The organism is Agrobacterium sp. CG160-95, from assembly GCF_053521725.1.
This window is the reverse complement of the sequence record NZ_JBNWDU010000005.1, coordinates 1-23,383: the sequence shown is the minus strand read 5'-3', so window position 1 is coordinate 23,383 and position 23,383 is coordinate 1. Positions and strand designations below refer to the sequence as shown.

Annotated in this window: 36 protein-coding genes; 5 read left to right on the top strand and 31 right to left on the bottom strand. The window is 57.5% G+C overall.

The features are described 5' to 3' along the window. Positions 1-167 precede the first annotated feature (167 nt). The gene (locus ACQZ63_RS17375) at positions 168-521 is read left to right on the top strand and encodes a lysozyme inhibitor LprI family protein (protein WP_019567060.1); all 354 of its coding nucleotides are present in this window, start codon (positions 168-170) and stop codon (positions 519-521) included. Positions 522-524: 3 nt separating this feature from the next. On the opposite strand, the gene ACQZ63_RS17370 is transcribed toward ACQZ63_RS17375, so the two are convergent. Together ACQZ63_RS17370 and ilvD are read right to left on the bottom strand one after the other, a co-directional pair. After that, positions 525-1,526, bottom strand: a complete 1,002-nt coding sequence (locus ACQZ63_RS17370; protein ID WP_113555730.1) for a serine hydrolase domain-containing protein — start codon at positions 1,524-1,526, stop codon at positions 525-527. Between the two features lie 265 nt (positions 1,527-1,791). After that, entirely contained in the window at positions 1,792-3,627 is a 1,836-nt protein-coding gene (ilvD, locus tag ACQZ63_RS17365; RefSeq protein WP_013636431.1) for a dihydroxy-acid dehydratase, read from the bottom strand. A 312-nt stretch (positions 3,628-3,939) separates the two neighbouring features. Here ilvD and msrP point away from each other — a divergent pair, with 312 nt between their 5' ends. Both msrP and msrQ read left to right on the top strand, forming a co-directional pair. Next, entirely contained in the window at positions 3,940-4,881 is a 942-nt protein-coding gene (msrP, locus tag ACQZ63_RS17360) for a protein-methionine-sulfoxide reductase catalytic subunit MsrP (RefSeq protein WP_111782410.1), read from the top strand. 2 nt (positions 4,882-4,883) lie between these two features. Beyond that, positions 4,884-5,531: a protein-methionine-sulfoxide reductase heme-binding subunit MsrQ gene (msrQ, locus tag ACQZ63_RS17355; RefSeq protein ID WP_080798280.1), complete on the top strand. Its 648-nt coding sequence runs from the start codon at positions 4,884-4,886 to the stop codon at positions 5,529-5,531. On the opposite strand, the gene ACQZ63_RS17350 is transcribed toward msrQ, so the two are convergent. Next, positions 5,485-5,913 (bottom strand): ribosomal maturation YjgA family protein, encoded by a 429-nt coding sequence (locus tag ACQZ63_RS17350; protein ID WP_111782409.1) that lies wholly within the window; start codon positions 5,911-5,913, stop codon positions 5,485-5,487. The two genes, msrQ and ACQZ63_RS17350, sit on opposite strands and share 47 nt — an antisense overlap. Before the next feature lie 57 nt (positions 5,914-5,970). Here ACQZ63_RS17350 and ACQZ63_RS17345 point away from each other — a divergent pair, with 57 nt between their 5' ends. Together ACQZ63_RS17345 and ACQZ63_RS17340 are read left to right on the top strand one after the other, a co-directional pair. After that, positions 5,971-6,843 carry a DUF817 domain-containing protein gene (locus ACQZ63_RS17345; protein WP_111782408.1) on the top strand — a complete coding sequence of 291 codons (873 nt, stop codon included), beginning with the start codon at positions 5,971-5,973 and terminating at the stop codon, positions 6,841-6,843. Positions 6,844-7,061: 218 nt separating this feature from the next. Beyond that, positions 7,062-7,385, top strand: coding sequence for a hypothetical protein (locus ACQZ63_RS17340; protein WP_065660780.1), 324 nt, complete (start codon positions 7,062-7,064; stop codon positions 7,383-7,385). Between the two features lie 79 nt (positions 7,386-7,464). On the opposite strand, the gene rplQ is transcribed toward ACQZ63_RS17340, so the two are convergent. From rplQ to ACQZ63_RS17200, 28 genes are all read right to left on the bottom strand, one after another. Then, entirely contained in the window at positions 7,465-7,890 is a 426-nt protein-coding gene (rplQ, locus tag ACQZ63_RS17335; RefSeq protein WP_003495230.1) for a 50S ribosomal protein L17, read from the bottom strand. A 118-nt stretch (positions 7,891-8,008) separates the two neighbouring features. Further along, positions 8,009-9,019, bottom strand: a complete 1,011-nt coding sequence (locus tag ACQZ63_RS17330; RefSeq protein ID WP_003516121.1) for a DNA-directed RNA polymerase subunit alpha — start codon at positions 9,017-9,019, stop codon at positions 8,009-8,011. Positions 9,020-9,214: 195 nt separating this feature from the next. Beyond that, the gene (gene rpsK, locus ACQZ63_RS17325) at positions 9,215-9,604 is read right to left on the bottom strand and encodes a 30S ribosomal protein S11 (RefSeq protein WP_003495225.1); all 390 of its coding nucleotides are present in this window, start codon (positions 9,602-9,604) and stop codon (positions 9,215-9,217) included. A 138-nt stretch (positions 9,605-9,742) separates the two neighbouring features. Next, the gene (gene rpsM / locus ACQZ63_RS17320; RefSeq protein WP_003516122.1) at positions 9,743-10,111 is read right to left on the bottom strand and encodes a 30S ribosomal protein S13; all 369 of its coding nucleotides are present in this window, start codon (positions 10,109-10,111) and stop codon (positions 9,743-9,745) included. Positions 10,112-10,418: 307 nt separating this feature from the next. Further along, the gene (locus ACQZ63_RS17315) at positions 10,419-11,009 is read right to left on the bottom strand and encodes an adenylate kinase (RefSeq protein ID WP_003516123.1); all 591 of its coding nucleotides are present in this window, start codon (positions 11,007-11,009) and stop codon (positions 10,419-10,421) included. Continuing rightward, a complete protein-coding gene (gene secY / locus ACQZ63_RS17310; protein ID WP_003516124.1) occupies positions 11,006-12,346 on the bottom strand; it encodes a preprotein translocase subunit SecY in 1,341 nt (446 codons plus the stop codon). The genes ACQZ63_RS17315 and secY overlap by 4 nt, the downstream gene beginning before the upstream one ends. Before the next feature lie 333 nt (positions 12,347-12,679). Beyond that, positions 12,680-13,159, bottom strand: coding sequence for a 50S ribosomal protein L15 (gene rplO, locus ACQZ63_RS17305; RefSeq protein WP_003516125.1), 480 nt, complete (start codon positions 13,157-13,159; stop codon positions 12,680-12,682). Positions 13,160-13,175: 16 nt separating this feature from the next. Further along, a complete protein-coding gene (rpmD, locus tag ACQZ63_RS17300; protein WP_003495212.1) occupies positions 13,176-13,382 on the bottom strand; it encodes a 50S ribosomal protein L30 in 207 nt (68 codons plus the stop codon). Positions 13,383-13,393: 11 nt separating this feature from the next. After that, entirely contained in the window at positions 13,394-13,963 is a 570-nt protein-coding gene (rpsE, locus tag ACQZ63_RS17295) for a 30S ribosomal protein S5 (RefSeq protein WP_003516126.1), read from the bottom strand. 218 nt (positions 13,964-14,181) lie between these two features. Continuing rightward, positions 14,182-14,544, bottom strand: a complete 363-nt coding sequence (rplR, locus tag ACQZ63_RS17290; RefSeq protein WP_003516127.1) for a 50S ribosomal protein L18 — start codon at positions 14,542-14,544, stop codon at positions 14,182-14,184. A 12-nt stretch (positions 14,545-14,556) separates the two neighbouring features. Further along, the gene (rplF, locus tag ACQZ63_RS17285) at positions 14,557-15,090 is read right to left on the bottom strand and encodes a 50S ribosomal protein L6 (RefSeq protein WP_003516129.1); all 534 of its coding nucleotides are present in this window, start codon (positions 15,088-15,090) and stop codon (positions 14,557-14,559) included. A 43-nt stretch (positions 15,091-15,133) separates the two neighbouring features. After that, entirely contained in the window at positions 15,134-15,532 is a 399-nt protein-coding gene (rpsH, locus tag ACQZ63_RS17280; RefSeq protein WP_003516131.1) for a 30S ribosomal protein S8, read from the bottom strand. 12 nt (positions 15,533-15,544) lie between these two features. Beyond that, entirely contained in the window at positions 15,545-15,850 is a 306-nt protein-coding gene (rpsN, locus tag ACQZ63_RS17275; protein WP_003495202.1) for a 30S ribosomal protein S14, read from the bottom strand. 33 nt (positions 15,851-15,883) lie between these two features. Next, positions 15,884-16,438 carry a 50S ribosomal protein L5 gene (rplE, locus tag ACQZ63_RS17270; RefSeq protein WP_003495201.1) on the bottom strand — a complete coding sequence of 185 codons (555 nt, stop codon included), beginning with the start codon at positions 16,436-16,438 and terminating at the stop codon, positions 15,884-15,886. Next, positions 16,431-16,739 (bottom strand): 50S ribosomal protein L24, encoded by a 309-nt coding sequence (gene rplX / locus ACQZ63_RS17265; protein WP_003516133.1) that lies wholly within the window; start codon positions 16,737-16,739, stop codon positions 16,431-16,433. The genes rplE and rplX overlap by 8 nt, the downstream gene beginning before the upstream one ends. A gap of 12 nt (positions 16,740-16,751) precedes the next feature. Next, complete coding sequence (gene rplN / locus ACQZ63_RS17260; RefSeq protein WP_003495199.1) at positions 16,752-17,120, bottom strand: 50S ribosomal protein L14; 369 nt, start codon at positions 17,118-17,120, stop codon at positions 16,752-16,754. 234 nt (positions 17,121-17,354) lie between these two features. Next, entirely contained in the window at positions 17,355-17,591 is a 237-nt protein-coding gene (gene rpsQ, locus ACQZ63_RS17255; protein ID WP_003495195.1) for a 30S ribosomal protein S17, read from the bottom strand. Between the two features lie 11 nt (positions 17,592-17,602). Further along, the gene (rpmC, locus tag ACQZ63_RS17250) at positions 17,603-17,803 is read right to left on the bottom strand and encodes a 50S ribosomal protein L29 (RefSeq protein ID WP_003495193.1); all 201 of its coding nucleotides are present in this window, start codon (positions 17,801-17,803) and stop codon (positions 17,603-17,605) included. Between the two features lie 12 nt (positions 17,804-17,815). Further along, positions 17,816-18,229: a 50S ribosomal protein L16 gene (gene rplP, locus ACQZ63_RS17245; RefSeq protein WP_003516136.1), complete on the bottom strand. Its 414-nt coding sequence runs from the start codon at positions 18,227-18,229 to the stop codon at positions 17,816-17,818. A gap of 38 nt (positions 18,230-18,267) precedes the next feature. Next, a complete protein-coding gene (gene rpsC, locus ACQZ63_RS17240) occupies positions 18,268-18,999 on the bottom strand; it encodes a 30S ribosomal protein S3 (RefSeq protein WP_003516138.1) in 732 nt (243 codons plus the stop codon). Continuing rightward, a complete protein-coding gene (rplV, locus tag ACQZ63_RS17235) occupies positions 18,999-19,388 on the bottom strand; it encodes a 50S ribosomal protein L22 (protein WP_003495184.1) in 390 nt (129 codons plus the stop codon). Before rplV ends, rpsC begins: the two co-directional genes overlap by 1 nt. A 2-nt stretch (positions 19,389-19,390) precedes the next feature. Next, complete coding sequence (gene rpsS / locus ACQZ63_RS17230; protein WP_003507772.1) at positions 19,391-19,669, bottom strand: 30S ribosomal protein S19; 279 nt, start codon at positions 19,667-19,669, stop codon at positions 19,391-19,393. Positions 19,670-19,684: 15 nt separating this feature from the next. Then, positions 19,685-20,521, bottom strand: coding sequence for a 50S ribosomal protein L2 (gene rplB / locus ACQZ63_RS17225; protein ID WP_003516146.1), 837 nt, complete (start codon positions 20,519-20,521; stop codon positions 19,685-19,687). A gap of 43 nt (positions 20,522-20,564) precedes the next feature. Next, positions 20,565-20,858 (bottom strand): 50S ribosomal protein L23, encoded by a 294-nt coding sequence (locus tag ACQZ63_RS17220; protein ID WP_003495178.1) that lies wholly within the window; start codon positions 20,856-20,858, stop codon positions 20,565-20,567. Further along, positions 20,855-21,475, bottom strand: a complete 621-nt coding sequence (rplD, locus tag ACQZ63_RS17215; RefSeq protein ID WP_003516147.1) for a 50S ribosomal protein L4 — start codon at positions 21,473-21,475, stop codon at positions 20,855-20,857. Before rplD ends, ACQZ63_RS17220 begins: the two co-directional genes overlap by 4 nt. Positions 21,476-21,487: 12 nt before the next feature. Then, a complete protein-coding gene (gene rplC / locus ACQZ63_RS17210; RefSeq protein ID WP_003516149.1) occupies positions 21,488-22,129 on the bottom strand; it encodes a 50S ribosomal protein L3 in 642 nt (213 codons plus the stop codon). A 166-nt stretch (positions 22,130-22,295) separates the two neighbouring features. Then, positions 22,296-22,604: a 30S ribosomal protein S10 gene (gene rpsJ, locus ACQZ63_RS17205; RefSeq protein ID WP_003507767.1), complete on the bottom strand. Its 309-nt coding sequence runs from the start codon at positions 22,602-22,604 to the stop codon at positions 22,296-22,298. 313 nt (positions 22,605-22,917) lie between these two features. After that, a partial coding sequence (locus ACQZ63_RS17200) for an EF-Tu C-terminal domain-related protein (protein WP_448799334.1) occupies positions 22,918-23,383 on the bottom strand: 466 nt, incomplete at its 5' end.

The following is a 23,383-nucleotide window of genomic DNA, read 5'->3' as shown; positions in this document are numbered from 1 at the left end:
CTCATCCTCATCAGTATGATGGAGTTATAACGCGAAAGCCTATAAAGCAAAGCGCGGCAAGATGATGGCCGATCTTTTTCATGCAATGACCGGCTTGTGCAGGTGGAACCAACAGCACCCCATTTCGGTTTCACCCACACGAGCCTGTCCTCAAAATGAGACGACCCATGCACATGAAACAGACAATCCTTGCCTCCGGCATCCTCCTCGCCTGCGCTTCACTGGGTTCGCCCGCCAACGCCGCCAGCTTCGATTGCACGAAGCCGGATCTGGCCGCGGATGAAAAGGCGATCTGCGACAACCGCGCCCTCAACGACCAGGACGTGAAGATGGTCACCACCTTCGACATCCTGACACAACTGATGGCGATGGGCGCACGCGACACCTTGCGCGAAGAACAGAGCCAATGGTTGAAAAAGCGCCAGGAATGCAACGCGGATGTCGCCTGCATCACAAGTGCCTATGAGGAGCGCATGAAGCGGCTCGGGGAAGCTTTTCAGAGCATAAACAGACCGCTCTGATTTTCACGCAACGCGAATGATATTCTCCATCAGCCCATGCAATTGGTCGCGATAACCGGTTCTCGCCGAAGGCGCATCCTCGCGGGACGTCATAACCACCGAAAGCCGTTTGGCGGGGACGATATAGAGCATCTGCCCGCCGTAGCCCCAGGCATAATAAACCGTCTCGCCCGCCATCTCCTTGATGAACCAGCAATAGCCGTAACCATCGCCGTTGAAGACGGAATTGGTGCGTTGCTGCCAGGATTGATCGATCCAGCTCTGCGAAATCAAACGCTCGCCGCCTGGCGTTACCCCGCCCAGCCGATAAAGCTCGCCGAAAGCCAGCAGCGACCGCGCCGTCATCGCCATCTGGTTGCCGCCGAGATAGATGCCCTGCGGATCGCGCTCCCAGCCGCCGATTGAGAAGCCCTCCAGCGGCCGGAACCAGTCGCGCGCCAGCGACAGCGTCGAACGGCCGGATGCCTTGGTCAAAATCGCCGAAAGCAGATGCGTGGAACCGGTGGAGTAAAGCATGCCACCGCCCGGCTCTCCGGCAAAACCCGACCCCAGCGCCATTCGCACCCAGTTGCGGCTGGCGACCCAGCGGCCGTAGTTCGGGCCGGACATTCGTTCCAGACCGGATTGCATGGAAAGCAGGTTGCCGATGGTTACCCTTTCCAGACGCGCATCGGGGTTCGGCGGAAAATCGCTGCGCAGGATCGTGGCAATCGGCTGATCCGCCCCGGCCAATATCTTGCGATCGATCGCCATGCCGACCAGCGCGGAAATCACAGATTTCGAGGCCGACTTGATGTTGGTGGAACCCATAAGGCTGGCGCCGTGATAGGCATGGCCGGCCACCTCCTCGCCGTCAATACTGACGATGACAACTTTCAGGCTTGAAAGCCCATCCGCCTCGTTGAGCAATGGACTGAAGCGGGCGCCATTGCCTGCCGTTTGCCCGTGGGCAAGGCGGGCGAAAGGCAGGGATGCGATAAGGCCGAGTGCGGTTCGTCTTTTCATGGTGCTGAAGTTAGGCATCGCGGCGCGTTGGAAAAGGGCAAGTGACGGAACATCACTCCAATGTGACTGCCGGCACGGAGGGTGGACGGCCGGATGGTTTAGAATTTGCGGTGCAGAAACAGCGTGTTGCGCGAGCTTGGAGAATCAAGCTCTGAGGCAATTGAATCTGTTTGTTAACGACGCACGTAATCTGGGTCCGAACAAGAAAAAGCCGCTCAGAAGAGCGGCTCAGGCTGCCTGCCAATGTAGGACCCTGCCCGCCAGATTACTCCGGCAAAATCCGAACAGCACCCTTGTCGGCACTGGACGCAAAAGCCGCATAGGCCTTCAGCGCTGTCGTGACGTTGCGCTTGCGGAACTCCGCAGGCTTCCAGCCGAGCTGATCCTGCTCGGCGCGGCGGGCTGCCAGTTCCGCATCCGTAACTTTGAGGTTGATCGTGCGGTTGGGAATATCGATCTCAATCAAGTCGCCTTGACGCACGAGGCCGATAGCGCCGCCCTGCGCCGCTTCCGGCGAGGCATGGCCGATGGACAGGCCGGATGTGCCGCCCGAAAAACGTCCGTCGGTGATCAGCGCGCAGGCTTTGCCGAGGCCCTTGGACTTGAGGTAGCTGGTAGGATAGAGCATTTCCTGCATTCCGGGGCCGCCCTTCGGTCCTTCGTAACGAATGACGACGACATCACCTGCCTTGACCTCGTTGGAAAGAATGCCCTTCACCGCCGCGTCCTGGCTTTCGTAAACAACCGCCGGACCGCTGAATTTCAGGATGGATTCGTCGACACCCGCCGTCTTCACGATGCAGCCATCAAGAGCGATGTTGCCATAAAGCACGGCCAGACCGCCATCCTTGGAGAAAGGCTTTTCAACCGAGCGGATAACGCCGTTCTCACCGTCCGTATCCAGATCGTCCCAGCGCGACGACTGGCTGAAGGCCACCTGCGTCGGCACGCCGCCGGGGGCAGCCTTGAAGAACTGCCGCACGGTTTCGCTGTTGGTGCGGGTGATGTCCCAACGGTCGATGGCGTCGCCCAGCGTCGCCTCGTGCACCGTGTAGGTATCGCGATTGAGGAGACCGCCGCGATCCAGCTCGCCGAGAATGCGCATGATGCCGCCGGCGCGGTGAACGTCTTCCATGTGCACGTCCTGCTTGGCAGGCGCGACCTTGGAAAGGCAGGGAACCTTGCGGGAAAGACGGTCGATGTCTTCCATGCCGAAATCGACACCGCCCTCATGCGCTGCCGCCAGAATATGCAGCACCGTGTTGGTGGAACCGCCCATGGCGATATCCAGCGACATGGCGTTTTCAAACGCAGCCTTGTTGGCAATGGTGCGCGGCAGAACGGTCTCGTCGTCCTGCTCGTAATAACGGCGCGCCAGATCGACGATCAGGTGACCGGCCTCGACGAACAGGCGTTTGCGGTCCGAATGGGTGGCAAGCGTCGAGCCATTGCCGGGCAATGACAGGCCGAGCGCCTCGGTCAGACAGTTCATGGAATTGGCAGTGAACATGCCGGAACAGGAACCGCAGGTCGGGCAAGCGGAACGCTCGATGATCTTGACGTCCTCATCGGAAATCTTGTCATCGGCAGCTGCGACCATGGCGTCAACCAGATCGAGCGCGACCGTCTTGCCATGCAGAACGACCTTGCCCGCTTCCATCGGACCACCGGAAACGAATACGGCGGGAATGTTGAGGCGCATCGCCGCATTCAGCATGCCGGGGGTGATCTTGTCGCAGTTGGAGATGCAAACCATCGCGTCGGCGCAATGGGCATTGACCATGTATTCGACCGAGTCAGCGATGATTTCGCGCGACGGCAGCGAATAAAGCATGCCGTCATGTCCCATGGCGATGCCGTCATCGACAGCGATGGTGTTGAATTCCTTGGCAACGCCACCGGCCGCTTCGATTTCACGCGCAACGAGCTGGCCGAGATCCTTCAGATGCACATGGCCCGGCACAAACTGCGTGAAGGAATTGACCACCGCGATGATGGGCTTGCCGAAATCGCTGTCCTTCATGCCGGTGGCGCGCCATAGGCCGCGCGCGCCCGCCATGTTGCGGCCGTGGGTTGTCGTTCTGGAGCGATAGACTGGCATGGTGTTTTCCTCGATCTCTTGGGCAGAAGAGCGCATTCCCGCACCGCGGTCAAAATGCCCTCGCCCTATTTTGCGGTTTTTCTAGCGCAAACCGTAAGCCCTGTCACTGTCACCTTCGAGCAAAACAGTACGGTTCGGTACGGTACGCCCGGTTTGAATGTTGCAATTCGCGCGGCTTGTCATCACAAATGCGCGATTTTTGCCGCCCGGCCGCTGTTTTTGCGCAGAGTGCTGAAACATATCTGTGCAGCGGCCGTATAGCCTATCATAATCGATTTATCGCCGATGCACCCGGCTTTTGTGGAGGTTGAAATGCCCGCATATCGTCCGCCCCTCATCCCGGCACGAGAAATCACGCCGAAGAATATCTACCTCTCGAGACGTGGCTTCCTGGGCACGGCGGCGGGGCTTGCGGCAATCGGGCTTTCCGGCCGCGAGGCTGTCGCCACTCCGCTTGCTGCCAAAGCAGGCGCCTACAAGCTGGATGAGAAGCTCACCCCGCTCGATGCCGTCACCAGCTACAATAATTTCTATGAGTTCGGAGTGGGCAAATCCGACCCGAAGGAAAATTCCCGCAAGTTCAAGCCCACCCCCTGGACGGTAAAAGTGGATGGCCTTGTCTCCAAACCGCAGGAATTCGGTATCGAAGAGCTGATGAAATATCAGCTAGAGGAGCGCACCTATCGCATGCGCTGCGTCGAGGGCTGGTCGATGGTCATTCCGTGGATCGGTTTCCCTCTCGCCGCACTTCTCGACAAGGTGGAGCCACTCGGCAGCGCGAAATACGTGTCCTTCGAAACCGTGGTGCGGCCGGAGGAAATGCCGGGCCAGAGCGGCCTGTTCCAGCCTCTGTCCTGGCCCTATGTCGAGGGTCTGCGCCTAGATGAGGCCCGCCATCCTCTGACCATTCTTGCCGTCGGACTATACGGCGAAACCCTGCCGAACCAGAATGGCGCGCCCATTCGCCTCGTCGTTCCCTGGAAATACGGCTTCAAGGGCATCAAATCCATCGTCCGTATTTCGCTTGTCGAGAAACAGCCGGAAACGACGTGGAAAAACTCCAACGCCCGCGAATACGGTTTCTATTCCAACGTCAATCCGCATGTGGACCATCCGCGCTGGAGCCAGGCGACGGAACAGCGAATCGGCGAAGGCGGCTTTTTCGGCACCCAGAACCGCCCTACCCTGATGTTCAACGGCTATGACGAGGTGGCAAGTCTCTATACCGGCCTCGATCTAAAGGCGAATTACTGATCATGGCCCTCGCCTTTTCGCTTCCCTCACTGCCGAAGCGTTACCAGCCGGCAGCCATCTGGTCGCTTTATGTCATCGGCCTCTGTCCCGGCCTGTGGTATTTTTACCTCGCCGCGACGGGCGGCCTCGGCTTCAACCCAGTCAAGGATTTCGAGCACCTGCTCGGCATCTGGGCCCTGCGCTTTCTCTGCCTCGGCTTGCTGGTGACGCCGCTGCGCGATCTCTTCAACGTCAACCTCATCGCCTATCGCCGGGCGCTGGGACTGATCGCCTTCTATTACGTGCTGGCACATTTCAGCGTCTATCTGGTTCTGGATCGCGGGCTGGTCTTCAGCTCCATCGCCGCTGATATTCTCAAGCGGCCCTATATCATGTTCGGCATGGCGGGGCTCGTCATGCTGCTGCCGCTCGCGCTCACCTCCAACCGCTGGTCGATCCGCAAGCTCGGCAGCCGCTGGAACACGCTGCACAAGCTCGTCTATCTCGTGCTCATCGTCGGCGTACTGCATTTCGTGCTGGCGCGAAAATCGATCACGCTCGAGCCGGTGTTTTATATCAGTACGATGGTGGTGTTGCTCGGGTATCGGCTGGTGCGGCCATCGATCATGGCGGCGAAGAGGGCAAGGCGCGCAAGCCCCGTCCGGACGTAAAGGACGCCACCGCGATCCCGCCGATATAGCAAACGATATTCCACACCGAGAAAACGCGGCCAAGCAGCAAAGCTCCGGCCGCCGTTGCGCGAAACGCGTCCAGCGCCGGGAAATGAACGAGCCGGATCAATTCCACGACGACGACGGCGATGACGGCGATGTGAACCTTGTAACCGTACCAGCGGGAAGGAAGGATGGCCGCCAGCAGCAGATAGACCATCGCCCCCCAGAGCACGGATCCGCCATATTTTACCGCCACGAACGGCAATCCCACCTCGTAGCCGAACGCCCGCAAGCAAAGACCGCCAATGATCACCATCATGGCCGCCGCCAAAAGCCGGATGCGGGCAAAATAAGGCGGGGAAAGGCGTGACGGACCCATGCGAGTTCCTTCCGGTTTTCGTATGAAAATTTAACGGATACAAATCGAGGCGCGAACATGAGCACAGCAACAGGCCGAGCCGCAACCCGCCTCTCGGTTTTGGACAATCTTCTGTGCGATACCTATCCTTGGGGCGAACTCAAGGGCATCAGGCGCTTTGTCATCGAATTTCTCTATTTCGGCATCAAGGAAGCTCGTGCCTGCATGTTTGCGGGATTGTTCTTCATTTCCATCTTCGTGGTGCCGCATGGTGGGGTATTTGGCATTCCGCGTTATGACGTGCTGCTGATCGTCGCGCTCGGCATCCAGTTCTTCATGATCTGGAGCAGGCTGGAAACGCTTGACGAGGCCAAGGCCATCCTGCTGTTCCATATCGTCGGCTTCGCGCTTGAGGTGTTCAAGACGTCAAGCGCTATCCAGTCCTGGTCCTACCCCGACTTCGCCTATAGCAAGGTCCTCGGCGTGCCGCTCTTTTCCGGCTTCATGTACGCCGCCGTCGGCAGCTACATCATCCAGGCGTGGCGCCTGCTGGATGTGCGCATTCGCAATTATCCCACCTATTGGATGGCAACGCTGATCGGCATCGCCATCTACGCCAACTTCTTCACCCACCACTTTATCGGTGACTACCGCTGGTACATCGCCGCCTGCGCCATCGGCCTCTATTCCCGCGCAACGGTGGTCTACCGCCCCTATGATCGGGATCGAAAGATGCCGCTGCTTCTCTCCTTCGTCCTGATAGGGTTTTTCGTCTGGCTCGCGGAAAACATCTCCACATTCTTCGGTATCTGGAAATATCCCGATCAGATCGGCGCCTGGTCCGTGGTGCATATCGGCAAGTGGAGTTCGTGGTCGCTGCTGGTCATCATGACGTTTACGATTGTCGCGCAACTCAAGCACATCAAGGCCCGCATCCACGTTCCGGAGTGAAGCGAGCGCTTTCCAAGCATCGTTAAAAACGACGATTGCAGGACATCGAGCCGATAGAGAGTAATAACTTAGATATCATTAAGTAAATCCTGCCAAAAATCTATCGAGCGATATACAAGACAAGCGAAAATTACGAAATTGGCGTATTTATTTTTCACGACGCCAGCCGTCCTAATGGCTTCTATGTTGATACAGCTTACCCTCAGAACGCCGATATTGTGAAAAAGACCATTACACCCGCACCCGTATTCCTGAAATTTACAGGCTATATGATCCAAGACTTCGAAATGTTCGAAAGCTTGGATGGCGTCTTACTCTTAGGTTTGTATCACTTAACTAAAAAGGAGCGGAATGAGCTCAATACATTCCTTGCATCCCTGTTGCGCTCTGATGTTTCAGATAGCTTGATTGGAAATCTTTGGAACACATCCAATGCTGAATTTGGTGCCGAAGGTAAGGGAATTAGATGGCTTCTCAACCGGACCGTCGAGTTGATCGAAGGTGACGACGGCACTGACGGTTACTATCTGCGTCGTTCATGACTATTCTTTTGGAAAATAAAAAAGCCGGGTGATTTCTCACCCGGCTTTTTAATTCACGACGCCTGAACGGCGTCAGACCTTACGCAGCTTCGGCAGCAGCAGCTTCCGCAGCAACGCGAGCCTTGTCGGCTGCGCCCTTGGCGTCAACGTCACGCTCGACGAATTCAACAACGGCCAGAGCCGCGTTGTCGCCCTGGCGGAAGCCAGCCTTCATGATGCGCAGGTAGCCGCCGTTGCGGGTTGCGTAACGCGAAGCGATTGCGTCGAACAGCTTGCGAACAGCGTCCTGATCCTTGATCTGCGAGATCGCCTGACGACGAGCGTGCAGGTCGCCGCGCTTGCCAAGCGTCACGAGACGCTCGACGATCGGACGGATTTCCTTCGCCTTAGGAAGGGTGGTGACGATCTGCTCATGGGTGATGAGCGAAGCAGCCATGTTGGCAAACATTGCCTTGCGGTGGCTGGCGGTTCTATTGAGCTTGCGGCCTGAATTACCGTGGCGCATTGCTATTCTCCTTCTACGCAGGTGCCTTCTCTAAGGCCTGCCGTTTCCTGGCACATGCAGGTGACTTACCTGCTGTTTGACGGGGAAAGGCAGTCTTTAAGGTCTGCCTTCTTGTTTGTTAGTATTGGTCTTCGTAACGCTTTGCGAGATCTTCGATGTTCTCAGGCGGCCATGCCGGTACTTCCATACCGAGGTGCAGACCCATGGAAGCGAGAACTTCCTTGATTTCGTTCAGCGACTTGCGACCAAAGTTCGGCGTGCGAAGCATTTCGGCTTCGGTCTTCTGGATCAGGTCGCCGATATAGACGATGTTGTCGTTCTTCAGGCAGTTTGCCGAACGAACGGACAGTTCCAGCTCGTCGACCTTCTTGAGAAGCGCCGGGTTGAACGCGAGTTCGGTAACCGATTCTTCTTCTGCTTCCTTCTGCGGCTCGTCGAAGTTGACGAAGACGCCGAGCTGGTCCTGAAGAATGCGAGCGGCGAAGGCAACGGCGTCTTCGCCGGAAACCGAACCGTTGGTCTCGATCGTCATGATCAGCTTGTCATAGTCGAGAACCTGACCTTCACGGGTGTTTTCCACCTTGTAGGACACTTTCTTGACCGGAGAATACAGGCTGTCCACCGGAATGAGGCCAATCGGGGCATCTTCCGCGCGGTTGCGCTCAGCCGGTACGTAACCCTTGCCGTTGTTGACGGTGAATTCCATGCGGATTTCAGCGCCTTCGTCCAGCGTGCAGATCACGTGGTCGGGGTTCAGGATCTCGATGTCGCCAACCGTCTGGATGTCACCAGCGGTTACCGAACCCGGACCCTGCTTGCGCACGACCATGCGCTTGGAATCGTCACCATCCATCTTGATGGCGATTTCCTTGATGTTGAGCACGATATCCGTCACATCTTCCCGAACGCCGGGGATGGAGGAGAATTCGTGCAGGACACCGTCGATCTGCACGGCCGTAACAGCGGCACCACGCAGAGAAGACAACAGAACGCGACGCAGCGCGTTGCCGAGAGTAAGACCGAAACCACGCTCCAGCGGCTCGGCAACGAGCGTTGCCTTGGTGCGGCTGGACGAGGTGAACTCGACCTTGTTCGGCTTGATAAGTTCCTGCCAGTTCTTCTGAATCATCTTTAAACCTTCCGTTCGCCGCCACCATCCAATCGTGACGGACCGAGCATGAAAACACTGAGAGGAACCTAATTCCGCGGTTCATCAGTGGGTTCTTGAGCGCAAGTCCGTCGATCGAAATCGACGCGCACACGCCAGATACACGAAAATTCCGCCAGACCGAAGGAAAGGCGGAATTTCCGAACCACGGTCGCGTCAGACGCGGCGCTTCTTGCGCGGACGGCAACCGTTGTGCGGGATCGGCGTCACGTCGCGAATGGAAGTGATCATGAAACCGGCAGCCTGCAGAGCGCGAAGTGCCGATTCACGGCCGGAACCCGGACCGCAAACTTCAACTTCAAGCGACTTCATGCCGTGTTCCTGAGCCTTCTTCGCGCAATCTTCAGCAGCGATCTGGGCAGCAAACGGGGTCGACTTGCGCGAACCCTTGAAGCCCTTGGCACCAGCGGACGACCAGGCAATAGCATTGCCCTGTGCGTCGGTGATGGTGATCATCGTGTTGTTGAAGGTCGAGTTGACATGCGCGACGCCCGACGTGATATTTTTACGTTCGCGACGGCGAACGCGTGCGGCTTCCTTGGCCATTTTATACCTTTCATTGATCTCTTCACCGCCGTAACACCAGCGGCTACACCGGCGCTCGACCCGTTTCCGAGCTTCACGCCAAACTCAGAAAGGCTGGCGCAGACCGCACCAGCCTCTCCTTTCCGGAGAACCGGAAAATTACTTCTTCTTACCAGCGATAGCCTTCGCCGGACCCTTACGGGTGCGGGCGTTGGTGTGCGTGCGCTGACCGCGGACCGGAAGGCCACGACGGTGACGCAGGCCGCGGTAGCAGCCGAGGTCCATCAGACGCTTGATGTTCATCGAGGTCTCGCGACGAAGATCGCCTTCGACCTGATAGTCGCGGTCGATGGCTTCGCGGATCTGAAGAACTTCAGCATCCGTAAGCTGATGAACGCGCTTGTCAGCCGGAAGACCGACCTTGTCCATGATTTCCTGCGCGAATTTCGGACCAATCCCGTGAATATACGTCAGCGCAATAACAACGCGCTTTGCAGTCGGGATGTTGACGCCAGCGATACGTGCCACGTCTTTTCTCCTTGGTTCCAGTTGCCATCCGGCAAGTGGTGATTCCATTCGAGCGGCCGACACGACCGCCAGTTCAAAATTGATGTCCGTGACAAGTCAAAACGACCGAACCCGGATTTCCCTCCCTTAAGGGAAATCCGCGCCAGTCGCTTGGGATGTCGCGAGTTGGCGCGGTGTTTAACGGAATCAGCGCTAAAAAGCAACCGGCTCCGCCAAGATTCTTTTGCGATCCAAAGGATACGCCGTATCAGGAGCACAGGATTTGCCGGGAAAACCGCCTGCGGTTTTCACCATCCCGCTCCAACCATCAGGCCGAGGCCTTTTCCAGAACCCGTTCGATGGCCGCAGTGACGGCATCGACATCAGCCATGCCATCCAGTGTCACAAGTTCGCCCTGCTCGCTGTAATATTGCGACAGCGGCGCAGTCTTCTCGCGATACTCCGTCAACCGCTTGCGGAAGGCTTCCGGATTGTCGTCTGAACGAACCGTGCCACCGGCAGCGATGGTCTCTGCAACGCGATTTTCGATTCGGCGAATCAGCGCCTCCTCGTCCACCTTCAGTTCGATGACGGCATCGAGGGCGACATTCTTCTTGTGCATGTTCTCGGCAAGCGCCTTGGCCTGCGGAACGGTGCGCGGATAGCCATCGAGAATGAAACCCTTGGCACAGTCCGGAGCTTCGATGCGTTCGGAAACGATCTGATTGACGATATCGTCGGAAACCAGCCCGCCGGCGTCCATGACGGCCTTGGCGCGCTTGCCTATTTCCGTGCCCGCGCTAACCGCAGCGCGAAGCATGTCACCGGTGGAAAGCTGCGGGATCCCGTACTTGTCAGTCAGGCGTTTGGCCTGGGTTCCCTTGCCCGCACCCGGCGGACCTAAAAATATCAGTCTCATCGTCCCCTCTTTCCTCCACGCAACTTCGACTTCTTGATCAGTCCTTCATACTGCTGCGCGATCAGGTGTCCCTGAATTTGCGCAACCGTGTCCAGAGTTACACTGACAACGATCAAAAGCGAAGTACCACCAAGGGCTAATGGAATGCCCGTACGTGCGATAAGTGTCTCAGGAAGGATACACACGAAGACAAGATAAACAGCGCCGACAACCGTGATACGGGTCAGAACGTAATCGATGTACTCCGCGGTGCGCTCGCCCGGACGAATGCCCGGAATGAAGCCGCCGTGCTTCTTGAGGTTATCGGCCGTGTCCTTCGGATTGAAGACGATAGCCGTGTAGAAAAATGCAAAGAACGCGATGAGCAGGCCGTAGAGCGCCATGAACAGCGGCTGTCCATGCTGCAGCGACGCGATGATCGAGGTTGCCCAGCCCGGCAGATTGGTGTTTCCGGCAAAGCCGGCAGCCGTCGCAGGCAGAAGCAGCAGCGAGGATGCGAAGATCGCGGGAATAACGCCAGCCGTGTTGAGCTTCAGCGGCAGATGCGAGGTATCGCCCTGGAACATCCGGTTGCCGACCTGGCGTTTCGGATATTGTATCAGCAGACGGCGCTGGGCGCGCTCCACGAAAACGATCAGCGCGATGACGCCGATTGCCACGATAACGACCATGAGGATGAGCGTCGTCGACAGCGCACCGGTGCGGCCGAGTTCCAGCGTGCCGGCAAGCGCCTTGGGCAGACCTGCGGCAATACCGGCAAAGATGATGAGCGAAATACCGTTGCCGATGCCGCGCGAGGTAATCTGTTCGCCAAGCCACATCAGGAACATCGTGCCGCCGAGCAGCGTGATGACGGTGGAAATACGGAAGAACAGGCCAGGATCGACCACGAGGCCGTTGCCGCTCTCAAGGCCAACAGCGATGCCGTAGGCCTGCAGGGTGCCAAGCAGTACCGTGCCGTAGCGCGTGTACTGGTTGATGATCTTGCGTCCGGCTTCGCCTTCCTTCTTCAACGCTTCGAGCGAAGGCACGACCGAGGTCATGAGCTGCACGATGATCGAAGCGGAGATGTAAGGCATGATGCCGAGGGCGAAGATCGCCATACGCTCGACTGCGCCACCCGCAAACATGTTGAAAAGACCGAGAATACCGTTGGCCTGGCCACGGAAGGCCTGCGCATAGGCTTCTGGGTTCAGACCCGGAAGCGGAATGTGGGTACCAAGACGGTAGACGAGAAGTGCGGCAAGAGTAAACCAGAGACGCTTTTTCAGATCCTCCGCCTTAGCGAAGGTCGAAAAATTCAGGTTCGAAGCCAGTTGTTCCGCTGCTGAAGCCATAAATTTCTCCGAATGACCCTTGCCGGCCAGCGAAACCGGCCAATGCGGAAAGGTCTAAAAATACCGGTTCAAAAACGGGCTTCGGACGAACACGGCGTTGCGCCGCCATCATGCCTCACCCTGTTTTTTTATGTCCTATCCCCTCCCTCAAGGAAGTTCAAGAACTGTGAGGCTCTCCCTGCGGCACTTTATGCCGCATGTGGCGCGCATAACAGCTGCACCGCGAAGAGTTTGCCATGATGCCACAATAAATCGATTTAAATCGAGAGCACCATAAGCCAGGGAGCGCAAACGCCCGGAGCGACTATGCCCCGGGCGTCTGAAGTCTATATATTACTCGGAGGCTTCAGCTGCAACTGCGAGAAGCTTGATAGAGCTGCCAGCCTTCTCAATCTTTTCGAGTGCAGGCTTGGAAGCGCCGGCAACTTCAAAAGCAACCTTGCTCGTCAGTTCGCCGTCAGCGAGAATGCGAACGCCGTCCTTGGTGCGACGGATAACGCCAGCAGCCTTGAGAGCAGCAGCATCGATCGTTGCGGAAGCGTCGAGCTTCTTGGCGTCGATGGCGGTCTGAATGCGACCAAGCGATACAACAGCAAATTCGGAAGCGAAAATGTTGTTGAAACCGCGCTTAGGAAGACGACGGTAGATTGGCATCTGACCGCCTTCAAAACCGTTGATGGCGACGCCCGAACGAGCCTTCTGACCCTTCACACCGCGACCACCGGTTTTGCCCTTGCCGGAACCGATACCACGACCTACGCGGATACGGTCCTTGGTGGAGCCTTCGTTGTCTCTGATTTCATTGAGTTTCATGATAGGTTACTCCGTCTCACTTCTCGTCAACGACGCGAACGAGATGCTGGACCGCACGGATCATGCCGCGAACCGCAGGAGTATCTTCCAGGGTGCGCTGACGGTGCATCTTGTTGAGACCCAGACCGACCAGCGTCTGACGCTGGATTGCCGGGCGGCGGATAGGGCTGCCGATCTGTTCGACCGTAACAGTCTTTTTGGCTTCAGTAGTCTTCTTGGCCATGATCCAGCTCCTTATTCTTCAGAAGCGTTGCCGGAAGCGGCACGACGAGACTGAAGGGTCGCATACTTGAGACCACGCTGTGCAGCGATGTCCTTAGGATGAACCTGATGCTTCAGAGCGTCGAACGTTGCGCGAACCATGTTGTACGGGTTCGAAGAACCGGTCGACTTGGCCACAACGTCATGAACGCCCAGCGTTTCGAAAACAGCGCGCATCGGACCACCGGCGATGATACCGGTACCGGCCTTGGCCGAACGCAGCAGAACCTTGCCTGCGCCGTGACGGCCATTAACGTCGTGATGCAGCGTGCGGCCATCGCGCAGCGGAACGAAGATCAGATCGCGCTTTGCGCTCTCGGTTGCCTTACGGATGGCTTCCGGAACTTCGCGAGCCTTGCCGTGACCGAAGCCAACGCGGCCCTTCTGGTCGCCGACGACGACGAGAGCGGCGAAGCCAAAGCGACGGCCACCCTTAACAACCTTTGCAACGCGGTTGATCGCGACCAGCTTGTCGACGAATTCGCTATCGCGTTCTTCACGGTTCTGGCGGTCGTCGCGAGAACCTCTTTTTTCCTGTGCCATTGTCCTTGTCCTTTTTCTTTTACGGGTGGAACGGCAAACGAAAAGACCACCGGCCTCGATGAAGAGACCCGCATGGTCCGGTGAAATTCCGCCCGGATCGTTGTCAGGGCGGAAACTGCAGCGCCGCGTGTCGAAACCGACACGCAAAGGACGCTGCAGGATCTTGAGTGGTGCGTGACCCTTTCTCTCGATTGCGAACAATCGAAAGGGTCAAGCACTCAGAAGTTCAGACCGCCTTCGCGGGCAGCTTCTGCCACAGCCTTGATACGGCCGTGATAGATGAATGCGCCACGGTCGAATACAACATCCTTGACGCCAGCCTTGACGCCACGCTCTGCAACCAGCTTGCCTACGACAGCTGCTGCTGCAACGTCGGCGCCGGTCTTGAGCGAGCCGCGCAGATCCGCTTCGAGCGTGGAGGCAGACGCAAGCGTCTTGCCAGCAACGTCATCGATGATCTGAGCGTAGATGTTCTTCGACGAGCGATGAACCGACAGGCGCGGGCGGCCATTGGCAACCGCCTTGATCTGGCGGCGCACACGGCTCGCGCGACGTGCAAGTGCTTCTTTCCTGCTAGCCATTTCGCGTGATCCTTACTTCTTCTTGCCTTCTTTGCGGACGATACGCTCTTCAGCGTACTTCACGCCCTTGCCCTTGTAGGGCTCGGGACCACGGTATTCGCGGATTTCCGCGGCAACCTGGCCAACCTGCTGCTTGTTGATGCCGGAAACGATGATTTCCGTCGGCTTCGGAACGGCAATGGTGATGCCGACCGGAGGCTCGTAAACTACATCGTGGCTGAAACCGAGAGCCAGCTGCAGGTTCTTGCCCTGCAGGGCGGCACGGTAACCGACGCCGTTGATTTCGAGCTTGCGTTCGTAGCCGTCCTTAACACCCTTGAAGATGTTCTCGATCATCGTGCGGGACATGCCCCACTTCGAACGAGCTTCCTTGGTGTTGTTGGCCGGCGTTACGGAAACGCCATTATCTTCGAGTTTCAGCTGGATGTCGTCATTAGCGACGAAAAACAGTTCACCCTTCGGGCCCTTAGCAGTGACCTTCTGGCCGTCGACATTGGCCGTAACACCTGCTGGAACCTGAACGGGCTTTTTACCGATACGAGACATTGTTCAATCCTGTCTGTTCGTTATGGAGATCCGTGCTCGGGTCTTAGAAGACCGAGCAAAGAACCTCGCCACCAACGTTCTGTTCGCGAGCTTGGTGATCGGCCATCACGCCCTTCGGGGTCGAAAGGATGGTGATGCCGAGGCCGTTCGCGACCTGCGGAATGGACTTAACCGAGACATAAACTCGGCGGCCCGGCTTGGAAACGCGGCCGATCTCACGGATCACGGACGCGCCTTCGTAGTACTTCAGTTCGATCGTGAATTCGGCCTTGCCGTTTTCGAAATCGACCTTGGAATAACCGCGAATGTAGCCTTCAGCCTGCAGCACGTCGAGAACGCGTGCGCGGAGGCTGGAAGCAGGCGTGCTTACCGAAGACTTACGGCGAGCAGCACCATTGCGGATGCGGGTGAGCATATCACCCAAAGGATCAGTCATGGTCATGTGCCCGTCTCCTTACCAGCTCGACTTGACAATGCCCGGCACCTTGCCGGAATTGCCCAGCTCACGAAGCGCGATACGCGACATCTTGAGTTTGCGATAGAACGCGCGCGGACGGCCCGTTACTTCGCAGCGGTTGCGGATACGCGTCTTCGAGCCGTCACGCGGCAGCGAAGCGAGCTTCAGAGTGGCCTTGAACCGGTCTTCGATCGGAAGGGACTGGTTCATCACGATCGCCTTCAGTGCAGCCCGCTTGGTGGCCTGCTGGGCGACCGACTTGCGGCGGCGCTTGTTCTTTTCAACTGCGCTTGTTTTCGCCATATCGGAGTTCCTTTTCTACGCTCGTCGTTACGGTTAGTGACGGAACGGGAAGTTGAACTCTGTAAGCAGAGCCCGTGCTTCGTCGTCCGACGTCGCCGTCGTGCAAACGATGATGTCCATGCCCCACATCTGATCAACCTTATCGTAGTTGATCTCAGGGAACACAATGTGTTCCTTGATGCCCATGGCGAAGTTGCCACGGCCGTCAAAGCTCTTCGGGTTCAGACCCCGGAAGTCGCGAACGCGCGGCAGCGCGATGTTGACCAGGCGATCAAGGAATTCATACATGCGGGCGCCACGAAGGGTAACCTTCGCACCGATCGGCATGCCTTCGCGAACCTTGAAACCAGCGATCGAGTTGCGAGCGCGGGTAACAACCGGCTTCTGGCCGGCAATCGCAGCCAGGTCACCGGCAGCAATGGTTGGCTTCTTGGAGTCGGCAGTTGCCTCGCCAACACCCATGTTGATCACGATCTTTTCAAGCTTCGGGATCATCATCACGTTGGCGTAGGAGAACTTCTCCTGCATGGCGCCACGGATACGGGAAACGTACTCCGTCTTGAGACGCGGCTCGTACTTATCAGCCATCGATCACTTCTCCCGAACGCTTGGCCACGCGGACCTTCTTGCCATCTACAACAGTAAAGCCAACGCGGGTCGGCTTGCCATCCTTATCGACGATGGCAATGTTGGAGATGTGCAAGGACGCTTCCTTGTTGATGATGCCAGCTTCCTGAGCCTGGGTCTGGCGCTGGTGACGCTTCACCATGTTAACGCCACGCACAACGGCCCGATCTTCCTTCGGCAAAACCTGGATTACTTCGCCGGTACGGCCCTTGTCCTTACCGGTCAATACGACAACGTTGTCGCCTTTACGAATTTTCTGCATCGCATACGCTCCTTACAGTACTTCCGGAGCCAGCGAGATGATCTTCATGTGGTTCTTGGCGCGAAGTTCGCGCGGAACCGGTCCGAAGATACGGGTGCCGATGGGCTCTTTCTTGTTGTCGATAAGAACGGCTGCGTTGTTATCGAAACGGATGACGCTGCCGTCAGCGCGACGGATGTCCTTGGCGGTGCGAACGACAACCGCCTTCATCACATCGCCCTTCTTGACGCGGCCGCGCGGAATAGCTTCCTTGATGGAAACGACAATAATGTCGCCAACAGAAGCATATTTGCGCTTCGAGCCGCCCAGCACCTTGATGCACATGACACGACGTGCGCCGGAATTATCCGCCACGTCGAGGTTTGTTTGCATCTGAATCATGTCAGGTCGCCTTCTTGTTGTTACCGGAACGGTTGGGCAAACTCTCCCGAGTGAGCCCCCTGCCCCAGCTTATGAATGTCTCTTTTTTTGCGCGGAAATGTCGTGACAGGGTGGTTTCCCGAAGGACCTTCCGTGCGCATCAAAGCAAAAGACGCTCGATTCACGAGCGTCCTTGCGGTGCTTCATACAGTATTTCGCGCCAAGTACAAGAGACCTGGCGCGATTCTGATGAAATTAAGCCTGGGCGGAAACGACCGTCCAGCGCTTGTCCTTGGAGATCGGTGCGCATTCCTCGATGGAAACGACATCGCCGACCTTATACTGATTGTTTTCGTCGTGTGCCTTGTACTTCTTCGAACGGCGAACGGTCTTCTGGAGCAGCGGGTGAGCGAATCGGCGCTCAACCCGGACTACAACAGTCTTCTCGTTCTTGTCGGACACTACGACGCCCTGCAGAATGCGTTTCGGCATATTATTTTTCCTTAGGCCTTGGCTTCTGCCGCCTTCTGGCGGGCAATGGTTTTAACGCGGGCGATGTCCTTGCGGACTTCGTTGATGCGCGAGGACTTCTCCAGCTGGCCAGTCGCCTTCTGGAAGCGCAGGTTGAACTGCTCCTTCTTCAGATCGGCGAGCTTGTCCTTGAGCTGGTCGGCGCTGAGGCCGCGAACTTCATCGGCTTTCATGTGCCTTGCTCCTTACTCTGCGATGCGCTGTACGAAGCGCGTCTTGACCGAGAGCTTGGCAGCGCCGAGACGAAGCGCCTCGCGGGCGATCTCCTCGGACACACCGTCGATCTCGAACATCATACGACCGGGCTTGACCTTGCATGCCCAGTATTCGACCGAACCCTTGCCCTTACCCATACGAACTTCGGTCGGCTTTGCCGTTACCGGAACGTCAGGGAATACGCGGATCCACACACGACCTGCGCGCTTCATGTAACGCGTGATCGCGCGGCGGGCCGCTTCGATCTCGCGTGCGTTCACGCGGTTCGGTTCCTGCGACTTCAAGCCGAATTCACCGAATGCCAGGTCAAAGCCGCCCTTGGCGACGCCCTTGATGCGTCCCTTGAACTGCTTGCGGTACTTAGTACGCTTTGGCTGCAACATTTTCTTACTTCTCCGAGCTTATCTTTCGCCAGCGTCAATCAAGCGTTTTCGCGACGACGATCGGGACGATCGCCACGCTCACGGCTTGCAGGGCCCTGAGCATCGCCTTCGAGACCACGACGCTCAGAAGCCATCGGATCGTGCTCAAGGATTTCGCCCTTGAAGATCCAGACCTTGATGCCGCAGATGCCGAACGCGGTTTCCGCTTCAGCTGTGCCGTAGTCGATGTCCGCACGCAGCGTGTGCAGCGGAACGCGTCCTTCGCGGTACCATTCGGTACGAGCGATTTCGGCGCCACCGAGACGGCCACCGCAGGTGATCTTGATGCCTTCGGCGCCAAGACGCATTGCGGACTGAACCGAACGCTTCATCGCACGGCGGAAAGCCACGCGGCGCTCGAGCTGCTGGGCGATCGACTGAGCGACGAGAGTCGCGTCGATTTCCGGCTTGCGCACTTCAACGATGTTGAGGTGCGTTTCGGAGTTGGTCATCTCGGAAAGCTTCTTGCGAAGCTTCTCGATGTCCGCGCCCTTCTTGCCGATGATGAGACCCGGACGAGCCGAATGGATCGTAACGCGGCACTTCTTGTGCGGACGCTCGATGACCACCTTGGCGATACCGGCCTGCTTGAGTTCCTTGATCAGGTAAGCCCGGATCTTCAGGTCTTCATGCAGCAGCTTGCCGTATTCAGCGGTGTCAGCGTACCAGCGGCTATCCCAGGTACGGTTGATGCCGAGGCGGAAGCCGATCGGATTGATTTTCTGACCCATTATGCGGCCTCCCCTTTTTCCTCAACTTCACGAACAACGATCGTGAGGTGAGAGAACGGCTTTTCAATGCGGGATGCACGACCACGGCCACGAGCGTGGAAACGCTTCATGGTGATGGACTTGCCAACATAGGCCTCGGCGACGACGAGAGCGTCGACGTCGAGGTCATGGTTGTTTTCCGCATTGGCAATCGCAGATTCGAGCGTCTTCTTGACGGTCCCTGCGATGCGCTTGCGGGAGAATTCGAGCTCGGCGAGAGCGCGATCAACCTTCTTGCCACGGATAAGAGCGGCAACCAGGTTCAGTTTCTGGGGGCTGACGCGGAGCGTACGGGCAATGGCCTGAGCCTCATTGTCCTTCAGCCGGCGTTCGGTCTTAGCCTTCGCCATGATTACTTCCTCTTTGCCTTCTTGTCCGCGCCGTGACCGTAATAGGTACGGGTCGGAGAGAATTCACCGAACTTGTGTCCGACCATGTCTTCATTGACAGAGACGGGCACATGCTTGCTGCCGTTGTAGACGCCAAACGTCAATCCGACGAACTGCGGCAGGATCGTGGAGCGACGGCTCCAGATCTTGATTACTTCATTGCGTCCGCTTTCGCGCACCTTCTCAGCCTTAGTGAGAAGATAGCCGTCAACAAACGGACCTTTCCAAACTGAACGAGCCACTTGAGACTTCTCCTCTTACTTCTTGCGCTGATGGCGCGAACGCATGATGAACTTGTCGGTCGACTTGTTCGAACGGGTGCGCTTGCCCTTCGTGGGTTTACCCCACGGAGTAACCGGGTGACGACCACCCGACGTGCGACCTTCACCACCACCGTGCGGGTGGTCGACCGGGTTCATGACGACGCCGCGAACGTGCGGACGCTTGCCACGCCAACGCGAACGACCGGCCTTGCCGTCGTTAGTGTTGCCGTGATCGGAGTTCGAAACTGCGCCGATCGATGCGAGGCAGGAGCCGTGCACCAGACGCTGTTCGCCCGAGTTGAGACGCAGGATAGCCATACCGGCATCGCGGCCGACGAGCTGGACGTACGTACCGGCGGAGCGGGCAATCTGACCGCCTTTACCTGGCTTCATCTCGACGTTGTGGATGATCGAACCGACCGGAATGTACTGAAGCGGCATGGTGTTGCCGGGCTTCACGTCCACTGCCTTGTCGGAGGCGATCACCTTGTCACCGGCAGCGAGACGCTGTGGCGCGAGAATGTAAGCCTGTTCGCCGTCGGTATACGTAACCAGCGCGATGAACGCGGTGCGGTTGGGGTCGTATTCCAAACGTTCAACGGTGCCTTCAACGTCGAACTTGCGACGCTTGAAGTCCACCAGACGGTAGGTCCGCTTGTGACCACCACCCTGGAACCGGACGGTGATCCGGCCCTGGTTGTTGCGGCCACCCTTGGAGCTGAGGCCCTGGGTGAGAGCCTTTACCGGCTTGCCCTTGTAGAGCGAAGCGCGGTCCACGATAACCAGCTGACGCTGGCTTGGCGTGGTCGGATTGAAACTTTTCAATGCCATATTCTTGTTCCCTTTTGGGTCTTTGCCCGCTTGGGCCTAACCTTTAGAGTCCGGTGGACACGTCGATGGATTGACCTTCGGCGAGCGTAACGACGGCTTTCTTGACGTCTTTCAGCTTACCGGCGAACCCACGGAAACGACGGGTCTTACCCTTGCGGATAAGCGTGTTCACAGCCGTGACTTTGACGCCGAAGAGAGCTTCCACGGCGGCCTTGATTTCAGGCTTGGAAGCGCTTTTGGCGACGTTGAATACGACCTGGTTCTGTTCGGATACCAGCGTCGACTTTTCCGTGATCGAAGGAGATACGATCACATCGTAGTGGCGAAGATCCGTCATTTGAACCGCTCCTCCAGAGCCTCTACAGCAGCCTTGGAAAGCACGAGCTTACCACGACGCAGGATGTCGTAAACATTGATGCCCTGAACCGGCAGAACGTCCACATTCGGGATGTTCTGAGCTGCGAGCTTGAAGTTGCCATCAAGTTCTGCGCCACCGATAACGAGAGCGTTGGTCAGGCCAAGCGAAGCGAAGCTGCCCAGCAGAGCCTTGGTCTTTGCTTCGGACGCGACGAGCTGATCGACGATGATCAGATCTTCAGCCTTCAGCTTTGCAGACAGGGCGTGACGCAGAGCAAGCGCGCGAACCTTCTTGGGAAGGTCGTGTGCGTGGCTGCGAACGACCGGGCCGTGGGCCTTGCCGCCGCCGCGGAACTGCGGTGCGCGAGCCGAATGGTGACGAGCGCGGCCCGTACCCTTCTGCTTGTACATCTTCGCACCAGTACGGGAAACTTCCGCACGGGTCTTGGTCTTGTGCGTTCCCTGCTGCTTCTTTGCAAGCTGCCAGCGAACCATACGGGCCAGGATATCCTGACGGGGATCGAGGCCGAAAATCTCGTCCGACAGAGAAACCTTGCCGGCGTCTTTTCCCTCGAGGGTCTTGACGTTCAATTCCATGATAAGGCTCCCTTACTTCGCGGCCGACTTGACGGCGTCGCGGACGATGATCCAGGCGCCCTTGGAACCGGGAACTGCACCCTTAACGAGGATCAGGCCACGGTCTTCATCGGTCGAAACGACTTCGAGGTTCTGGGTCGTAACGCGCGTCTGGCCCATATGACCAGCCATGCGCTTGCCCTTCCACACGCGGCCCGGATCCTGGTTGTTACCAGTCGAACCGTGCGCACGGTGCGATACGGAGTTACCGTGCGAAGCGCGACCACCACCGAAGTTGTGACGCTTCATAGCACCGGCAAAACCCTTACCGATCGTGGTTCCCGTTACGTCGACCAGCTGGCCGGCCTGAAAATGAGTTGCGGTCAGTGTTGCACCGATATCGATCAGGTTCTCGGGGGAAACCCGGAACTCGACGAGCTTTGCTTTCGGTTCGACATTGGCAGCGGCAAAATGACCGCGAAGCGCCTTCGTCGTGTTTTTGACCTTGGACTGGCCGGCACCGAGCTGAACTGCGGTGTAGCCATTCTTGTCTTCCGTGCGCTGGGAAACGACTTGTACGTTATCCATCCGCAATACTGTTACTGGAATATGTTCACCAGCGTCGTTGTAGACGCGGGTCATACCCACTTTCTGTGCAATCACACCTGAACGCATTGGTTCATCCTCTTGCGAGCCTTGAAGGGAAAACCCTTTTTGGCCTTTGTTAAGGAGTGCCCTTCGACATCTCACGATGTTTCCGGTCTCCGGATTGGAAGCCGTTGGATTTCTCCACGTACCTTCCTTGTTATATGGCCCTCACTTGGATGAGGTCAGGCCAGTCTTAGAGCTTGATTTCAACGTCAACGCCGGCAGCCAGGTCAAGCTTCATCAGAGCATCGACGGTCTGCGGGGTGGGGTCAACGATATCGAGAAGACGCTTGTGCGTCCGCATTTCGAACTGTTCACGGCTCTTCTTATCAACGTGAGGAGAGCGGTTGACGGTAAACTTTTCGATGCGGGTGGGGAGCGGAACCGGGCCGCGAACGCTGGCGCCGGTGCGCTTTGCGGTCGACACGATTTCACGGGTAGAGGCATCGAGGATCCGGTGATCGAACGCCTTGAGGCGGATACGGATATTCTGGCCGTTCATTCGTCTTGTCCTTGTTCTTTGTTATTCGTTTCCGCACGCGGAAACACATGAACTTCTATTGATCGTGGCGCCGCAGATTTTCAAAAATCGAGAGGGATGCGCGTCGCACCCCAATCATTTCAGTAGTCTGTATTGCTAAAACACCGCGCTCCGCAATTGCTTGCGAATCCAGCGGGTGAGTGTGAATGCGCGTTTACGCGCTTTCACCGAATTTTTCAAGCACTAAAAATGCAACGCCGCCAGGCTTTTTTACTAAAAGCCCGGCGGCGGTGTGGGTAACACCGCCGCCGGTCTGAATTTCAACGTCGTGAAATTACTCGACGATAGAAGCGACGATGCCGGCGCCGACGGTACGGCCGCCTTCGCGGATAGCGAAGCGCAGCTTTTCTTCCATCGCGATCGGAACGATCAGCTCGACTTCAACAGTCACGTTGTCGCCAGGCATAACCATTTCCGTGCCTTCTGGAAGCGAAACGATACCGGTAACGTCAGTCGTACGGAAGTAGAACTGCGGACGGTAGTTCGTGAAGAACGGCGTATGACGGCCGCCTTCTTCCTTCGTCAGGATGTAGGCTTCTGCCATGAACTTCTTGTGCGGCTTGACCGAACCCGGCTTGCACAGGATCTGGCCACGCTCAACGCCGTCACGGGTAACGCCGCGAACCAGAGCACCGATGTTATCGCCAGCCTGGCCCTGGTCGAGCAGCTTGCGGAACATTTCAACGCCGGTAACCGTCGTCTTCGACGTCGGACGAATGCCGACGATTTCGACTTCTTCA

Bases quoted from the DNA above. Each gene is read 5' to 3' on its own strand.
- ACQZ63_RS17375 (WP_019567060.1), top strand. From the start codon at position 168: ATGCACATGAAACAGACAATCCTTGCCTCCGGCATCCTCCTCGCCTGC.
- ACQZ63_RS17370 (WP_113555730.1), bottom strand. From the start codon at position 1,526: ATGAAAAGACGAACCGCACTCGGCCTTATCGCATCCCTGCCTTTCGCC.
- ilvD (WP_013636431.1), bottom strand. From the start codon at position 3,627: ATGCCAGTCTATCGCTCCAGAACGACAACCCACGGCCGCAACATGGCG.
- msrP (WP_111782410.1), top strand. From the start codon at position 3,940: ATGCCCGCATATCGTCCGCCCCTCATCCCGGCACGAGAAATCACGCCG.
- msrQ (WP_080798280.1), top strand. From the start codon at position 4,884: ATGGCCCTCGCCTTTTCGCTTCCCTCACTGCCGAAGCGTTACCAGCCG.
- ACQZ63_RS17350 (WP_111782409.1), bottom strand. From the start codon at position 5,913: ATGGGTCCGTCACGCCTTTCCCCGCCTTATTTTGCCCGCATCCGGCTT.
- ACQZ63_RS17345 (WP_111782408.1), top strand. From the start codon at position 5,971: ATGAGCACAGCAACAGGCCGAGCCGCAACCCGCCTCTCGGTTTTGGAC.
- rplQ (WP_003495230.1), bottom strand. From the start codon at position 7,890: ATGCGCCACGGTAATTCAGGCCGCAAGCTCAATAGAACCGCCAGCCAC.
- ACQZ63_RS17330 (WP_003516121.1), bottom strand. From the start codon at position 9,019: ATGATTCAGAAGAACTGGCAGGAACTTATCAAGCCGAACAAGGTCGAG.
- rpsK (WP_003495225.1), bottom strand. From the start codon at position 9,604: ATGGCCAAGGAAGCCGCACGCGTTCGCCGTCGCGAACGTAAAAATATC.
- ACQZ63_RS17315 (WP_003516123.1), bottom strand. From the start codon at position 11,009: ATGAGACTGATATTTTTAGGTCCGCCGGGTGCGGGCAAGGGAACCCAG.
- secY (WP_003516124.1), bottom strand. From the start codon at position 12,346: ATGGCTTCAGCAGCGGAACAACTGGCTTCGAACCTGAATTTTTCGACC.
- rplO (WP_003516125.1), bottom strand. From the start codon at position 13,159: ATGAAACTCAATGAAATCAGAGACAACGAAGGCTCCACCAAGGACCGT.
- rpmD (WP_003495212.1), bottom strand. From the start codon at position 13,382: ATGGCCAAGAAGACTACTGAAGCCAAAAAGACTGTTACGGTCGAACAG.
- rpsE (WP_003516126.1), bottom strand. From the start codon at position 13,963: ATGGCACAGGAAAAAAGAGGTTCTCGCGACGACCGCCAGAACCGTGAA.
- rplR (WP_003516127.1), bottom strand. From the start codon at position 14,544: ATGGCTAGCAGGAAAGAAGCACTTGCACGTCGCGCGAGCCGTGTGCGC.
- rplF (WP_003516129.1), bottom strand. From the start codon at position 15,090: ATGTCTCGTATCGGTAAAAAGCCCGTTCAGGTTCCAGCAGGTGTTACG.
- rpsH (WP_003516131.1), bottom strand. From the start codon at position 15,532: ATGACCATGACTGATCCTTTGGGTGATATGCTCACCCGCATCCGCAAT.
- rpsN (WP_003495202.1), bottom strand. From the start codon at position 15,850: ATGGCGAAAACAAGCGCAGTTGAAAAGAACAAGCGCCGCCGCAAGTCG.
- rplE (WP_003495201.1), bottom strand. From the start codon at position 16,438: ATGGCTGATAAGTACGAGCCGCGTCTCAAGACGGAGTACGTTTCCCGT.
- rplX (WP_003516133.1), bottom strand. From the start codon at position 16,739: ATGCAGAAAATTCGTAAAGGCGACAACGTTGTCGTATTGACCGGTAAG.
- rplN (WP_003495199.1), bottom strand. From the start codon at position 17,120: ATGATTCAGATGCAAACAAACCTCGACGTGGCGGATAATTCCGGCGCA.
- rpsQ (WP_003495195.1), bottom strand. From the start codon at position 17,591: ATGCCGAAACGCATTCTGCAGGGCGTCGTAGTGTCCGACAAGAACGAG.
- rpmC (WP_003495193.1), bottom strand. From the start codon at position 17,803: ATGAAAGCCGATGAAGTTCGCGGCCTCAGCGCCGACCAGCTCAAGGAC.
- rplP (WP_003516136.1), bottom strand. From the start codon at position 18,229: ATGTTGCAGCCAAAGCGTACTAAGTACCGCAAGCAGTTCAAGGGACGC.
- rpsC (WP_003516138.1), bottom strand. From the start codon at position 18,999: ATGGGTCAGAAAATCAATCCGATCGGCTTCCGCCTCGGCATCAACCGT.
- rplV (WP_003495184.1), bottom strand. From the start codon at position 19,388: ATGGCGAAGGCTAAGACCGAACGCCGGCTGAAGGACAATGAGGCTCAG.
- rplB (WP_003516146.1), bottom strand. From the start codon at position 20,521: ATGGCATTGAAAAGTTTCAATCCGACCACGCCAAGCCAGCGTCAGCTG.
- ACQZ63_RS17220 (WP_003495178.1), bottom strand. From the start codon at position 20,858: ATGACGGATCTTCGCCACTACGATGTGATCGTATCTCCTTCGATCACG.
- rplD (WP_003516147.1), bottom strand. From the start codon at position 21,475: ATGGAATTGAACGTCAAGACCCTCGAGGGAAAAGACGCCGGCAAGGTT.
- rplC (WP_003516149.1), bottom strand. From the start codon at position 22,129: ATGCGTTCAGGTGTGATTGCACAGAAAGTGGGTATGACCCGCGTCTAC.
- rpsJ (WP_003507767.1), bottom strand. From the start codon at position 22,604: ATGAACGGCCAGAATATCCGTATCCGCCTCAAGGCGTTCGATCACCGG.